Annotated in this window: 15 protein-coding genes and 1 riboswitch; of the genes, 12 read left to right on the top strand and 3 right to left on the bottom strand. The window is 44.6% G+C overall.

Going from position 1 to position 14,736, the window contains the following annotated elements:
• Positions 1-716 precede the first annotated feature (716 nt).
• Positions 717-805: riboswitch (TPP riboswitch) on the top strand.
• Positions 806-903: 98 nt separating this feature from the next.
• The 5 genes from H5993_RS07895 (at position 904) to H5993_RS07875 (ending at position 5,984) form a co-directional block, all read left to right on the top strand.
• Positions 904-1,464, top strand: a complete 561-nt coding sequence (locus H5993_RS07895; RefSeq protein WP_204776937.1) for an ECF transporter S component — start codon at positions 904-906, stop codon at positions 1,462-1,464.
• Between the two features lies 1 nt (position 1,465).
• The gene (locus tag H5993_RS07890; RefSeq protein ID WP_204776936.1) at positions 1,466-2,851 is read left to right on the top strand and encodes an ATP-binding cassette domain-containing protein; all 1,386 of its coding nucleotides are present in this window, start codon (positions 1,466-1,468) and stop codon (positions 2,849-2,851) included.
• On the top strand, positions 2,848-3,501 hold the full coding sequence (locus H5993_RS07885; protein ID WP_204776935.1) for an energy-coupling factor transporter transmembrane component T family protein: 654 nt from the start codon (positions 2,848-2,850) through the stop codon (positions 3,499-3,501). The genes H5993_RS07890 and H5993_RS07885 overlap by 4 nt, the downstream gene beginning before the upstream one ends.
• Positions 3,502-3,546: 45 nt before the next feature.
• On the top strand, positions 3,547-3,912 hold the full coding sequence (locus H5993_RS07880) for a magnetosome magnetite crystal formation protein family (RefSeq protein WP_204776934.1): 366 nt from the start codon (positions 3,547-3,549) through the stop codon (positions 3,910-3,912).
• 134 nt (positions 3,913-4,046) lie between these two features.
• Entirely contained in the window at positions 4,047-5,984 is a 1,938-nt protein-coding gene (locus tag H5993_RS07875) for a cation:proton antiporter (protein ID WP_204776933.1), read from the top strand.
• Positions 5,985-6,190: 206 nt separating this feature from the next.
• Here the strand turns inward: H5993_RS07875 and H5993_RS07870 are convergent, their stop codons facing one another.
• Together H5993_RS07870 and H5993_RS07865 are read right to left on the bottom strand one after the other, a co-directional pair.
• Positions 6,191-6,565: a VOC family protein gene (locus H5993_RS07870; RefSeq protein WP_204776932.1), complete on the bottom strand. Its 375-nt coding sequence runs from the start codon at positions 6,563-6,565 to the stop codon at positions 6,191-6,193.
• Between the two features lie 27 nt (positions 6,566-6,592).
• On the bottom strand, positions 6,593-7,555 hold the full coding sequence (locus H5993_RS07865; protein WP_204776931.1) for an alpha/beta hydrolase: 963 nt from the start codon (positions 7,553-7,555) through the stop codon (positions 6,593-6,595).
• Positions 7,556-7,673: 118 nt separating this feature from the next.
• Here H5993_RS07865 and H5993_RS07860 point away from each other — a divergent pair, with 118 nt between their 5' ends.
• The 6 genes from H5993_RS07860 (at position 7,674) to H5993_RS07835 (ending at position 12,375) form a co-directional block, all read left to right on the top strand.
• Positions 7,674-8,090, top strand: a complete 417-nt coding sequence (locus H5993_RS07860; RefSeq protein WP_180871311.1) for a helix-turn-helix domain-containing protein — start codon at positions 7,674-7,676, stop codon at positions 8,088-8,090.
• The gene (locus H5993_RS07855; RefSeq protein WP_204776930.1) at positions 8,090-8,956 is read left to right on the top strand and encodes an SAM-dependent methyltransferase; all 867 of its coding nucleotides are present in this window, start codon (positions 8,090-8,092) and stop codon (positions 8,954-8,956) included. Before H5993_RS07860 ends, H5993_RS07855 begins: the two co-directional genes overlap by 1 nt.
• Before the next feature lie 248 nt (positions 8,957-9,204).
• A complete protein-coding gene (locus H5993_RS07850; RefSeq protein ID WP_204776929.1) occupies positions 9,205-10,206 on the top strand; it encodes a PTS sugar transporter subunit IIB in 1,002 nt (333 codons plus the stop codon).
• Positions 10,207-10,217: 11 nt separating this feature from the next.
• The gene (locus tag H5993_RS07845; RefSeq protein ID WP_204776928.1) at positions 10,218-11,024 is read left to right on the top strand and encodes a PTS mannose/fructose/sorbose transporter subunit IIC; all 807 of its coding nucleotides are present in this window, start codon (positions 10,218-10,220) and stop codon (positions 11,022-11,024) included.
• 20 nt (positions 11,025-11,044) lie between these two features.
• Entirely contained in the window at positions 11,045-11,968 is a 924-nt protein-coding gene (locus H5993_RS07840) for a PTS system mannose/fructose/sorbose family transporter subunit IID (protein ID WP_204776927.1), read from the top strand.
• 23 nt (positions 11,969-11,991) lie between these two features.
• Positions 11,992-12,375 carry a DUF956 family protein gene (locus H5993_RS07835; protein WP_204776926.1) on the top strand — a complete coding sequence of 128 codons (384 nt, stop codon included), beginning with the start codon at positions 11,992-11,994 and terminating at the stop codon, positions 12,373-12,375.
• A gap of 67 nt (positions 12,376-12,442) precedes the next feature.
• Here H5993_RS07835 and H5993_RS09735 read toward each other — a convergent pair whose 3' ends face one another.
• Positions 12,443-12,727 carry an LPXTG cell wall anchor domain-containing protein gene (locus tag H5993_RS09735; RefSeq protein WP_204776925.1) on the bottom strand — a complete coding sequence of 95 codons (285 nt, stop codon included), beginning with the start codon at positions 12,725-12,727 and terminating at the stop codon, positions 12,443-12,445.
• On the opposite strand from H5993_RS09735, the gene H5993_RS07825 reads away from it, so the two are divergent.
• Positions 12,666-13,532, top strand: a complete 867-nt coding sequence (locus tag H5993_RS07825; protein WP_204776938.1) for a hypothetical protein — start codon at positions 12,666-12,668, stop codon at positions 13,530-13,532. The genes H5993_RS09735 and H5993_RS07825 overlap by 62 nt on opposite strands.
• The last annotated feature ends 1,204 nt before the right edge of the window (positions 13,533-14,736 follow it).

Raw genomic sequence — 14,736 nt, 5'->3', positions numbered from 1 at the left:
TTTCTAGACATAAAAATACCCTCCAAGCATAAGATGAATTTTCTATTTCATCTGTATACTTAGAGGGCATTATAGCCCAAGGCAAAAATTATAGTCCGGATTTTAATGTTAGAGGGGCAAAAATTAATAGTTAATTCCCACCCTCTCTTTTTCATCTCCGAAGGTTACTCAGTAACTAAGGTCAAAGCAGTAGCTGAATGGCAGTTGCTTTCCTAACGGTCGCACCAACCTATTCAGCCTTGCATGGGCTCACAAACGCCAAACCAGTTGGCTGGTTCGCTCCAAAGCACGGCCTTAGCGGATAAGTGCGAACGAAAGGTCGATTCTAATGAATCAACCTTCGTTCTTCTTATCCCAACCAGGCCGTCAAGGAGCTTTTTTCCCAACCTCTCTACTTTTTATCTACTTAATCCACTTTCCGTGGCCTAACATTAGCATCCAATTTAGTGATACTTTTTCAATCCACGGTACGTGGTGTTTAAATTGGACTGATTGTTATAGTCTATCCACAAGTTATCCACAATTTTTCAACTTTTCCACCAAATTATTGTGGATAAATCATTACTTTTCCCCAGCTCGGTTATGGTTAATGAGGATTTTGATAGCTAAATTCACAATTCGTGTTCTTCAAAGTTTTCCACAATCTGTTAATTATGGTGCGTCACTAGTGACCTTATTTGTCAATTGGAAGCGAATTCGTTATAATATGCTTATCAATACCATGTCTGGGGTGCCTTTGGCTGAGATAATACCCATTTAACCTGATCTGGTTAGTACCAGCGTAGGGAGTTACATTCGGTGAATCGGCAAAAGATAGATTTAACCCGCACCCCGCAGACTTTCTGTTGGGGTGTTTTTTTGTTGACGTGGATTGAAATTTATTTCCACAAGGGGGACATTTCGATGTCAAAACGTTATCAACTCAAGGAAGTTATTTTGTTGGCTTTGATTGGAATCATTTTCGGGGTCATCTACTATGCCGGTGACTTCTTATATAATGGTCTCTCCATAGTTTTAACCCCAGTTGGCTTGGGACCAATGGCCAACGATATCACGATGGGGCTTTGGTGCATGGCTGGTCCAATGGCGGCGATGCTTCTCCGGCGACCGGCCGCTTCCTTTCTCGGTGAATTTTTAGGAGCGGCTGGGGAAATGTTCTTAGGGGGCCAATGGGGAGCTTCCAACCTGATCTCTGGTTTTGTCCAAGGGGTCGCTAGCGAACTTGGGTTTACCCTTACGGCTTATAAGCACTTTGATTGGTTTGGGTTAACTACTTCAGCACTCACTTCAACTTTCATTACTTTTGGGTGGGACTGGTTCCGGAATGGTTATGCTCACTTTAGTTTGCAACTGAATTTAATTTTACTGATTGCTCGCTTTGTTTCGATGTTTATTTTCTGCGGGGTCCTCGTTAAGTTAGTCGCTAATCTCTTAGAACGGGCCCATGTGACTAAGACCAATTAAAATGACCCAAGCAATTGAAATCCACAACCTCAGTTTTAGTTACGAACCGCAACTCCCAGTTTTAAAAGTGGCTGATTTAACCATTCCCCGGAAAACGATGACCCTCCTTTATGGGCCTTCCGGGAGTGGCAAATCCACCCTCTTAAAAATCCTGGCCGGTCTGTTACCCAAATACGGTGGTCAACTTGATCCTGGAAGTGAAATTAGCCTCAAAGCAACCGAAGCCGCGATGATGTTTCAAGATCCAAGCCTCCAATTTGCGATGGACACTCCCTGGCACGAAGCAGAGTTTGCCTTAGAAAACCTGCAAATTCCACCTGTAGAAATGCCCGCCCGGATTCAAGCGGCATTTGCGACCGTTGAAATCAGTCACCTCGCCCACCGGCAATTTGCCACCCTCTCAGGCGGAGAAAAACAACGGGCGGCCTTGGCAGTAATTATTGCGATGCAAAAACCAGTGATCCTCTTAGATGAGCCCTTCGCTAGCCTGGATCCGGTTAATCGTAAGCGCCTGTTACAGCAACTTCAAACCCAAGTTGAGGCCGGCAAAACGGTGATTATCGCGGACCATGATTTAAGTAATTACCAGGCCGTTAATCCCAACGTGATTCAATTTGGAACCGACCATCAAACACAGGTTTTAACCAGCCAAGCAGTCCGGCAATTACTAGTAGCAGCAAATCAGCAACCAGTGATTCCAGCCAAACCAGCTGCGCAATTTCCGGCGATTTTAACTGGAACAAATCTTAAAATTACCCAACCCAACCAAGTTTTAATCGATCAAGCCCACTTTCAACTCCCGGCAAACCAAATTAGTCTTTTAACCGGTGAATCCGGGAGCGGGAAGTCAACCTTGCTCAAGGTTCTGGCCAAACTCGGGACCTATCAAGGAAGTTTGCTTTACGCGGGCCAAGAACTCCGCAAATATTCTGCCCGGCGTTGGGGCCGGAAGTGTGGTTTGGTTTTCCAACATGCCGCGGACCAATTTTTAAACGTTACTGTGGCGGAAGAACTAGCCTTGAGCCAAAAACAAGGGCGCCATCCCTATTTCACGCCAGCTAACCTCCAAAATGCCCTCACTAAATTGGGGTTAGCCGCCTTGACAGATCGGGTGGTCTATTCCCTTTCTGGTGGCCAACAAAAGAAGTTACAAATTCTGGTAATGCTAATGATGGGCCAACCCCTCTTACTCCTTGACGAACCTTTTACTGGCTTAGATGCTAAATCAGCTCAGGCTATCCGAGAATTAATTGATGCTTGCCAAGCCACGGCTCCCGCTACCATCCTAGTCGTTTCTCACCAATTAAATGGTCTGGCAGATTGGGTGGATTGCCACTTTAAATTGCAAAACCAACACTTAGTTGATCGTGGGGAGGTGCTAGCATGAATCCCAGTTTAAAACTTGCCTTAGTGCTGTTAATTTCCCTGGAGGTTTCCTTTACCCAAAAGTTGGGCATTAACTTAATCCTAATTATGATTGGACTCATCTTAATCCTCAAGACCCGGCCCAGTGGGTTAACCTTAGTCCGCCTAATCGCAATTCCGGCCATTCCTGCTGCCACCTTAGCAATTACCATTGGGGCCTTTTCTCCAGGCCACGACTGGTTCTTTGCGGCAGTCCTTGCTTCTCGGATCTACGTCTATGTCTGCTTAGGAAGTGCCGTAACTTTGGCAACGACACCATTGGAGCTTGCTCGCTCCTTAGAACAAAACTGTCACCTTTCCGCCAAGTTTGCGTATGGGACCTTAGCCGCCATCAACCTGGTTCCGCGAATCATTAGTGCGGTGAAAACCATCCGCGCAGCCGGTCAAATGCGGGGCTTAACCCTTTCTTTTTGGTCACCTCAATTGTATTTTAAAGCGATATTAAGCGCCCTGACTTGGTCAGACCAAGTCGCCCAAGCCATGGAATCACATGGCTTTGTTGATGATCAAGCGCGGACCACGGCCCACCAAATTCGGATCACTGCATGGGATTGGGTAATCTTGGTAGTAAGTTTAGCGTTAGTTCAAGGGGGCTTAATTGTCCTTCCGTAAGTTAATTTGGTAAAATATAATTATCTATTACTTACTAAGGAGGACATGATGAAACCAAATTTTTCCCCAATTGATACACTGAGCCGGTTAATGGCCAGTATTTGTTATTTTAGCGTTCTTTTCATGCCGGTAGTCTTGCCATTAATTGCTTGGCTGGTTGCCCGGTTAATGAGCAACCCAAATGAGGCCGTGGCTTACCACGCTAAACGGGCCTTTTGGAGTCAAGTTATTCCCGCAATCTTCGGAATCTTTGCCCTCCTATTAATTACGGGAATTGGCTTTTCAACTGACTTTAATGGCTGGGCCCTTTCCGGTTTAAGTTTGGCCTTGTTAATTCTAGCCGGTTTAATTGCGGTAGGATTATGGGTCTATAATATCGTGATGGCCATCTTGGTTTTATTGGACCGTTAACGAAAATACAAGCGGATTACGTGAAGACTTCTTCTCATAACCCGCTTTTTTTAGCGGTTGGAAAGGACCGCTTATCTTCAATTTTGATCTTCGTTGCTGGATAATCGAGAATGTTTAATTAAAGGAGGAATTTTATGTCAACGATCCTGGGGATCATCACTTTAATTGTGGCGGTGGTGATCGCGAATATTGCTCACCTGTTTTATCCCCGCTTACCGCTAGCGGTTTACCAAATTTTCATTGGGATTATCTTTGCCATCTGGCCCACCATCCCAACCTTTGAATTAGAGCCAGAAACCTTTTTACTCTTAATTATTGCCCCGTTAATGTTTAATGACGGCCAAAATGCTTCGTTCCGGGCCCTTTCCAAAAACGTCAAACAAATCCTCTCGATGACCGTTTACTTAGCAATTTTTACCGTTCTCGTTGCTGGCCTTGGACTACACGCTGCCGTGCCCGCTTTTACCTTACCCTTGGCCTTTATGTTGGCGGCAATCATTACTCCAACCGATGCGGTGGCCGTTAAATCGCTGACCACGGGGGTGGCAATGCCAAAAAAGGTTCACCAAACCTTAGAGCACGAGTCTCTGTTTAATGACGCCTCCGGTTTGGTCCTCTTTAGTTTAGCAGCAACCAGTTTATCCTCCGGCAAATTCTCGTTCTTGACTAGTATCTCGACCTTTCTCTACGTCTTTATCGGCGGGATTTTAATTGGGGTAATTACCGGTTGGCTAATTATCGAACTCCGCCTCTTTTTAATGCGGACAAATGTAGATATTGGCCAGATTGTCATCCCGATGAACCTAATGACCCCGATTGTGGTTTACTGGCTAGCCGAAGAAGTCCATACTTCCGGTATTTTAGCGGTGGTGGCGGCCGGGGTAATGCACAGCCTGTTAAATGATCGGCTCCGCTTAACTTCAACTAAGGTTCAGATCGCTACCACCACCCTCTGGCAAATTGTAAGTGATACCTTAAACGGGATTGTCTTTGTTTTCTTAGGCCTAAGTTTACCGCAAGTTTTAGGGGCAACGACGCCCCAAGGATTAGGTACCTTAATCGTCATTGCAGTTTGCCTTTACTTACTAACCGCCGGAATCCGTTATTTGTGGGCACGGTTAAACTTCGTTGATCTGCAAGACCAGCCAACCCAACAATCCAAAGCCGCCCTTTTACTCGCCCTCGGGGGAATTCACGGGACGATTACCTTGGCCTTAGCCTTCTCAATTCCCCTAACCGTCAAGGGAACTCCGTTAGACTTGCGGAACACGATGATCCTGATTGCCGCCTTGGTTATCTTAATTAGTATTACCGTTGGGGCAATCGCCTTTCCCAAAATCCTCCCACCAAAGAAAAAGAGCTATACCCGGGCCGAGTTTCGGAACTCGCTAATCCAAACCGTCCAAGCAGCGATTAACCGGATTAACGAGCAAACTACCCATCCCCTTGAACGGGCCGCCGTAATTGACCAGCTTAGTTCCCAAATGAGCCTAACTTACCAGATTAATCCTACGGTCTACCAACAACTGCTGGAAGAGTGTTATGAAGTGGAAAGCAATATGTTAGACGAATTGAGCCAAACCGACGAGTTTAGTCCGTTTACCCTCAAACTTTATGCCCGGTTAATTACCCAAAACCTCACCAGCCATTCCCACCTTGGCCTTCGTTCCTTACACCGGACGATCATTCAACGCCTAAAGTGGCGACGGATCCAACGGCGGTTCCGGGTTGTCCAAGCCACATTAGCGAACGACGAAGTACAAAAAGTGCTTCGGACGCTTCTCGCTCGGACTACTTGGGCAGTTAATAACCACCTCAACCAAGTTCAAACCGCCCAAAACGATAATGAAGTGATCATGGTTCGGCGCCTCTACTTAAACCGCATTCGGGCGTTTGGCCGCCACCACCAACTCGATAACGAGATCATGCACCAGCTCTTTGTAACCGCCTTTCAGGATGAACACTCCGCCATCCAACAAGCCCTCGCCGACGGTGAAATCAATAGCGACCTCGCCAAAGCCCTCAATGAGCATATTTCCGTTGATGAGTTGGTGTATATGCAATCGGCATAAGCAGCTTCTGTGATGATAAGTACAACCGACGTAGCGGGCTAGCACACCAACTAAATTAGGGATACGCCTCGATCGTCAAAATCAAAAATGACCCTGTACCGATCTGATGGATCGGTACAGGGTCATTTTTGATGATTTAAAATATTTATTCTTAAACGAGAACTTAATAATCTGGTAAGTTAACTTGCTTTTGCCTTTGCAAGTCCTTATTTGTCCGCTTCCTTCACCGCATAAAAGTTACCAGCTGGAGATTGGAAAGCAAAGTTCGGGAAAGGCTCATTGTTAATTGGAGAAACCAGGTCACTAACTTTCTTAATTAGTTGGTAGGTCGCTTGGAGATCGGCTACTTCAAAGAGCATGCTTGGTTGGTTGTCGACAACTTCGGGGGAAGCTTTTTTGATAAAGTCCCGATCGTAGACGATTAAGGTTAAAGTGGCTTCTGGCGCCGTCTTCATGGCAAAGTATGGAACCGGGCCATCACATTCATCGATAATAATTTGAAAGCCAATTGCTCGCCAGAAGGCACATTCAGTAGCAAGGTCATCAACGTATAACATAACGGAAGTATTTTTAGCAAACATGTTTTTCTCCTTTAATTTCCCGGGAAATTATTTTACGTATTGGTTTAGGAATTTAACGATATGGTTTTGGTAAGCTTTCTGCGCCGTCGCATACGAGGAAGCGTGTTTAGCCTTGGGAACTACCCAAAGTTGCTTAGGCCCCTGCGTGGCGGCATAGTTTTGATACACCATCTTGGTTGGGACAAAGGTATCCTTGGCTCCATGAATAAAGAGCATTGGTCGGTGGTTATGATGTAAGGAAGTAATCGCTGAAGCGCTCTGCGTGAAGAAACCATTTTTGATGCGGTTAATGCCACTCAAGGCTAATTCAATTGGTTGGCGAACCCCGTTTGGAATGTGATATAAGTTACCTGCTTCGTAATCGAGCTCCGCTTGCAAACTCGAATAACCACAATCTTCAATAAACGCTTTGACCTGACTCGGCAGCTTAATCCCACTCGTCATCATCGTGGTTGCTCCCCCCATACTAACACCGAACATCACAATTTGGCTCTGTTGGCCGTTCTTTTGAATAAGGCGATCAATCCATTTCCGTTCATCAAAGCGCTCGGGCCAACCATAGCCGATATATTTTCCCTGGCTTTGGCCGTGGGCCCGAGCATCAGGCATTAAGACGTTGTAACCAAGTTGATGAAAAAGGTAGGCATAGGCCCCCATACTTTCCTTATTTTGCATAAAGCCATGGGCAATCAAAACGCTCTTCCGACTTGGGTGCGCTGCCGGAAGATAATCGGCGACTAACCGATAATTACCACTTGCCGAAGTGATGTGCCAAGTCTGTTTCTTAGCGCTTTTAAACCACCGCTTTTGGTGATACAGGGGATCACTTTTTTTCAAAACTTGATTTGGGCTGTGAACAAACGACTTATGACTCGGTACCATGGCGACATTAAAAAAATAAGCTCCGGCAACGAAGTTTAGTATGATATAAAAAATAGCCAAGCCCAGTAACCAATGCCACCACCGGTGCGTTTTCTTTGCTTTCTCCATCTTCTCAATATCCTTCTCTCAAAACTTCCGTTAGTTTACCATAATTTAAGAAAATTCGCATATTTTCCACGTTCCGTGGTTATTAATGTTAAAATAATAAGGTAAAGGATGTGACGACATGTTTCCAGAACGATTACGGGCCCTTCGCCGAGGCCAAAAAATTACTTTACGCGAACTCGCCAATGAATTAAATAAGAACTTGGGACCAAACGAAAAGCCTAATTCCGTTTCGCAAATTGGTAATTGGGAACGCGGAATCCGGACCCCCTCCTACGTTGAAGTCCGCAAGTTGGCAGAATTTTTCGATGTTAGTATGGACTATCTAAGTGGTAAATCCGACCACAATGATTATGACCTAGGAAAACTCTTTTTTTCCAGTCGGGATCTTAGTTTTAACCATACGGTTTTAACCACTGAAGACCGGTATGAAATCTTCCAACTAATCGATGGCTACTTAAAGGGGAAGGATAATCGTCGTTCCACGACGAATGTTGATAGCCTCCAAGAAGAATTGAATTTAAAATTTAAAGACTAATGAAGAAAAAACAACTCCAACGCTTAAAAAAGCAACTTAAAAATAGTAAAAAATCACCACGTCAAGTAAAGCCGACTTCCTATATTGGTCAAATTACTCACTATGCTGAACTTTTTAGTTATTTCCCCCAAATCAAATACTTAACCAATAATGTCATCGAAGCCGACCGGCTATTAAAGCAGGGACTGCTACCTCAACCATTACCAAAATTACTTTTACCCGATAACATCCAGGACGTGATTTTCCAATTTTTGAATGATCGCTACCCCCAAGGTGATCATCAAGGCGATGTGCTTTGGGAAAAATATTCAGCGGCCCTGCCCAAATTAGATAAACTCCTCCGGGACTTCCGTGATTATCTTGAAAATACTTATGGAATGTGGTCCTACACTAATTTTGCCTTTATTAACGCTCTTTCCCAATACCTAGATGGTCAACCAGTGCTCGAAATCATGGCCGGGAATGGTTATATTTCTAAGGGCCTTCGCGACAAAAATCCCTTCCAGACGATCTACACAACGGATAGTAAAGCCTGGGTAAAAGAAAATGAAACCGGTAAACACCCCGTCACCGAGGTAGAAACTCTCACGGCAGTGGCTGCCATTCAAAAATATGGTCAGCAAGTAAAGTTCGTCATTATGTCGTGGGCACCTGATAAAGATGAAAGCGATTATCAAATTCTCAAACTACTTCGGGAACAATTTCCTAATGTTCGTTTTTTGGTGATTGGCGAACGCAACGGGGCAACAAACTCAAAGCGCTTCTGGCAGCTAGCCCAATTAAGTCAACCCGCGGAACTAAAAGCGATTAATCAAGCATTAACCAGCTTTGACCTTATCGATGAACAAGTGTACTTGGTTGAATAATTTTTCAATATTCAATCTTTTAAAACTGAACTAATTTAGTTTTGGAAGATCTTTTTTTCGTTATTTTCGATTGATTAGCTGACAAAGGAAAAACTTAAAAAAACGAATATCGACCGTTTAATTTCACATTTTTTAGGGTTTTTACTAATAATCCAGTTCCATCGTTTATCAATTATGGTATACTACAAATTGTATTCGCTTCCATCACGAAAAGGATACGCTATCCATTCTCATTAAGGAGGAAAGCAATGGTAGGAATTGTTTTAGCCAGCCACGGTGGATTTGCCGATGGGATTTTCCAGTCCGGGGAAATGATCTTCGGCGAACAAGAAAACGTGGCGCACGTAATTTTAAAACCTGACGAGGGACCTGAAGACATCCACAAGAAAATGGAAGATGCTGTTAAGGGCCTTGATGATCAGGAACAAGTTTTATTCTTAGTTGACCTTTGGGGTGGGACTCCATTTAACCAAGCGAGCGACCTCTTTGCCCAACACAAGGATACTTGGGCAATTGTTACGGGGATGAACCTGCCAATGGTCATCGAAGCCTACGCTTCCCGCTTTACCATGAATACGGCGCGGGAAATTGCAACCCACATCGTCGAAACGGCCAAGGAAGGCGTAAAGACGATGCCAGAAAGCATCATGCCAAAGGATGCCGCTGCTGAAAAGGCACCAGTGCAAGATAAGACGCCAAAAGGAGCGATTCCTGAAGGAACGGTAATCGGTGACGGGAAGATCAAGTATGTGCTAGCCCGGGTTGACACCCGTTTACTTCACGGGCAAGTTGCTACTGGTTGGACCAAGGCGACTAATCCAAATCGGATTATTGTTGTTTCCGACAACGTTGCCAAGGATAAGCTCCGGAAGAATATGATCGCCCAAGCGGCGCCAAGTGGCGTGCACGCCAACACGGTGCCGATCAAGAAGATGATCGAAGTAGCCAAGGACCCCCGGTTTGGGAACACCAAGGCCATGCTCTTGTTTGAAACTCCTGAAGATGCCCTTGCAGCCATCAAAGGGGGAGTTGATATCAAGGAACTTAATATTGGTTCCATGGCTTATAGTGACGGAAAGGTTAACGTTAACCAAGTACTTGCAATGGACCAAAAAGACGTTGATACTTTCAAGGAACTGAAGAAGTTAGGCATTAAGTTTAATGTTCGGAAGGTGCCATCCAGTTCTGCCGAAAACATGGATGACCTTTTGAAGAAGGCACAAACGCTGATTGACCAGCAAAAGAACTAAAGGAGATTATTATGTCTGCGATTTCAATGATTTTAGTTGTAATTGTAGCGTTCTTAGCCGGGATGGAAGGGATCTTGGATGAATTTGAATTCCACCAACCCCTGGTTGCATGTACGCTAATCGGTTTAGTAACGGGCCACTTGATCCCATGTGTTATGCTTGGTGGTTCATTACAAATGATTGCCCTTGGTTGGGCTAACATTGGGGCTGCGGTTGCCCCTGACGCTGCGCTCGCCTCTGTCGCTTCTGCAATTATTTTTGTTCAAAGTGGCGCAGCGACTAAGAACATGGGGACGGCCACAGCCATTGCCATTCCTTTGGCCGTTGCCGGACTTTTCTTAACGATGATTGTCCGGACGATCTCAGTTGCAATTATTCACGTTATGGATAAGGAAGCCGAAAAGGGTAACTTACGGGCGATCGATACTTGGCAAATCATCGCTATCTGCTTACAAGGGTTACGAATTGCCCTCCCAGCTATCGCCCTTTTAATCATCCCAGCTAAAGAAGTCCAAGGCTTCTTAAACGCCATGCCAGATTGGTTAACCCAAGGGATGACCATCGGTGGTGGGATGGTTGTGGCCGTTGGGTACGCAATGGTTATTAATATGATTGCTACCCGCGAAGTTTGGCCATTCTTCGCCATTGGGTTCGTGCTCGCTGCTATTACGCAATTGACTTTAATTGCCATCGGGACGCTTGGTTTAGCCTTCACCTTGATTTACCTTGAACTTGAATCCAAGGCCAACAATGGTGGTGGTAACGGCGGTAACGGTGGTTCTGGCGATCCACTTGGTGACATTTTGAATGATTACTAAAATTTGGAGGCACATTAACAATGGCAGAAAAGAAAATTAGATTAACAAAGCGGGATCGCTGGAGTGTCTGCTGGCGGTCAACCTTCCTCCAAGGTTCATGGAACTATGAACGGATGCAAAACGGTGGGTACGCCTTCTCTTTGATTCCCGCAATCAAGAAGTTATATAAGACGAAGGAAGATCGGGCAGCCGCTTTGAAACGACACCTTGAATTCTTCAACACTCACCCATACTTAGCTTCTCCAATTATCGGGGTTAGTTTGGCGCTTGAAGAAGATAATGCTAACGGAACCCCAATCGACAATGCTACAATGTCCGGGGTTAAAGTTGGGATGATGGGACCGCTTGCCGGGGTTGGTGACCCAGTGTTCTGGTATACGGCTCGGCCAATTATTGCCGGTTTAGGGGCATCCTTAGCTATCTCGGGAAACATTCTGGGACCAATCCTCTTCTTCGTGATTTGGAACGTAATGCGGATTGCCTTCATGTGGTACACGCAAGAATTTGGTTACCGGACTGGGACCAAGATCACCGATGACGTTTCCGGTGGTTTGCTCCAAAAGGTTACCCGGGGGGCAGCCATGATGGGGATGTTCGTCCTTGGGACTTTGATTGAACGGTGGGTTACTATCAAGTTCACGCCAGTTGTTTCCCGGGTTAAGCAATCATCTGGGGCTTACATTGACTGGAATAAGTTACCAAACAACCCCACCGCAATTCGGGACGCTTTACAACAATGGAACATGGGGAAGGGTCTTTCCTTAACCGAATATAAGGTTACGACCTTACAAGATAACTTGGACTCCTTGATTCCAGGGTTAGCCGCCCTTCTCTTGACTTTGCTTTGTATGTGGTTATTGAAGAAGAAGGTTTCCCCAATTGTAATTATCCTCGGCCTCTTTGTTGTCGGGATCCTCGGCCACGTAATCGGGCTCTTGGGTTAATACTTTGAGAAAGGATTGACGAGATGGTTGAAGCGTTAAATGCTCGGGTTGAATTAGTGGAAAAAGGGACTTACTTCACCGCCTTTAGCTCCTATGGCAAAATTTTGGTGGGCGAAAAGGGCTTTGAATTTTACGATGATCGCAACATCGAAAACTACGTCCAAATCCCGTGGGATGAAATCGACCTTGTCGTGGCATCCCTCCTCTTTGGCGGGAAATGGATCCCTCGTTTCCGCATTCAAACTAAACGCGATGGAAGCTTTACTTTTGCGGCTCAGCAGCCTAAGCGAGTTTTAAAAGCGATGACTAATCACATTGATCCAAATCAGGTAGTCCGGGCCTTGACCTTTAGCCAAAACCTTACCCGGAATATTAAAACCTTACTAAGCCGTAAGAAAAAGGCTTAATTAAACTAAAAATCCACCTCCATAGCTCATTACGAGTTATGGAGGTGGATTTTATTTACATATTCAATTAGTTCTGCTTTCGCTTAAAGCCAAGCAAGGTCGCTAAGGCAGTTAATGCCATTCCAATAGCTCCAACCGTTGTAACATCATTAGAAGTTTCATTTCCAGTTTGTGGCAACTTACTTGCTTGATGGGCCGAAGCAACTGTCGAATTGATTACATCCGGCGATACAGATTCGGCTTGGTCAGTCCGATTAATTAGGCTTTGACTTGCACTCTGTGACTCACTAATGCTATCTGACGAACTCTCCGAAGCTGAGGTACTTGCAGACTCATTCTCTGATTCGCTCACGCTATCAGAACTTGAAGCTGAGGTGCTCTTCGAAATAACTTCTGATTCACTCACACTATCAGAGTTCGAAGCTGAAGTGCTCTTCGAAATAACTTCTGACTCACTCACGCTATCAGAATTAGAAGCTGAGGTACTCTTCGAAACTACCTCTGATTCACTCACACTATCAGAGTTCGAAGCTGAAGTACTCTTCGAAACTACCTCTGATTCACTCACGCTATCAGAGCCAGAAGCTGAAGTACTCTTCGAAACTACCTCTGATTCACTCACACTATCAGAGTTCAAAGCTGAAGTGCTCTTCGAAACTACTTCTGATTCACTCACACTATCAGAGTTCAAAGCTGAAGTGCTCTTCGAAATAACTTCTGATTCACTCACACTATCAGAGTTCAAAGCTGAAGTGCTCTTCGAAATAACTTCTGACTCACTCACGCTATCAGAGCCAGATGCTGAAGTGCTCTTCGAAACTACCTCTGATTCGCTCACGCTATCAGAGCCAGATGCTGAGGTACTCTTCGATACTACTTCTGATTCACTCACACTATCAGAGCCAGATGCTGAGGTACTCTTCGATACTACCTCTGATTCACTCACACTATCAGAGTTCGAAGCTGAGGTGCTCTTCGATACTACCTCTGATTCACTCACGCTATCAGAGTTCGAAGCTGAGGTACTCTTCGAAACTACCTCTGATTCACTCACGCTATCAGAGTTCGAAGCTGAGGTACTTGCAGATTCCTTCTCTGATTCACTTTGGCTTTCAGAGGCTGAGAATGAAGTACTTGCAGACTCTGCTTCCGACTGACTCAAACTCTCCGAAGTCCCTTTAGACTCGCTAAGGCTCTCTGAGCTTGACGTACTGTTACTCTTTGACTCACTTAAACTCTCCGAAGTTGAGGCACTCTTCTCCTCAGATGCACTAAGACTTTCTGAGGTTACTGTACTGTTACTCTCCGAGCTTGACCTTGATTCGTTCAAGCTCTCCGAAGTCGATACGCTTTGACTTTCTGATTCAGAAATCTTTTCACTATCGCTGGTTGAAATTGAATCCTTTGCACTATCGACAATACTTTGAGATTCACTATCCGACTGTGAATTACTAATCGATTTCGAATAGACTTCACTTTTTGATTCACTATCAGACGCTGAATTTGAGGTAGAAGTTGAATCGTGTTCACTAATTGACCTACTAATTGATCTACTTACCGATTCACTACCTTCGAAACTACTAATACTTTCACTAACGCTTTCTGATGTCGATATGACTGTACTTTCAGACATACTTTCAGAAGTCGAAGTACTCTTAGATTTTGATTCTGCAATACTGTTAGAATTGCTTTCTGAAGTTGAAGTAGACTCAGAGGACCGACTTGCTTGACTATCAGACTCACTCGTACTCTCACTCTCTGAAGAAGACTCACTTACTGAAGAGTCATATTTACTTTTTGAAGTAGATTCTGATTCACTGGTACTCGTTGATCCAGAAACGGATTTACTAGTACTCGTTGAAATGGAGTTACTTTGACTTGTAGAAACAGAAGTTGAAGTTGATTCACTCACACTATTCGACTTTGATATACTCAAACTCATCGATTTTGAATCAGATTCACTAATACTCGTTGATTCTGAACTAGATTTACTGATACTCGTTGATCCAGAAATGGATTTACTAATACTTATTGAAGTTGACTCACTTCCACTCTTCGAAGCTGATTCAGATCCACTACCAGATTTGGACGCACTCTCTGATTCGGACACACTCGTACTGGTGGATTTAGACGCACTTTCACTGGCAGATTCAGATGCACTAGTAGAAATTGACTCACTTTCACTCTTCGAAATTGAAGCGCTAGCAGATGTACTTATTGATGTACTTACTGATTCACGGGTCTACAATATTTGGTACTGATAGGAGTAAAATCCTAGCAGTACGGCTATAATGCCCTCTAAGTATACAGATGAAATAGAAAATTCATCTTATGCTTGGAGGGTATTTTTATGTCTAGAAA

Source organism: Limosilactobacillus alvi (genome assembly GCF_016900115.1).
GTDB lineage: Bacteria > Bacillota > Bacilli > Lactobacillales > Lactobacillaceae > Limosilactobacillus > Limosilactobacillus alvi.
Note: the sequence above shows the minus strand (reverse complement) of the source record. Positions and strands in the feature narration are given on the sequence as shown.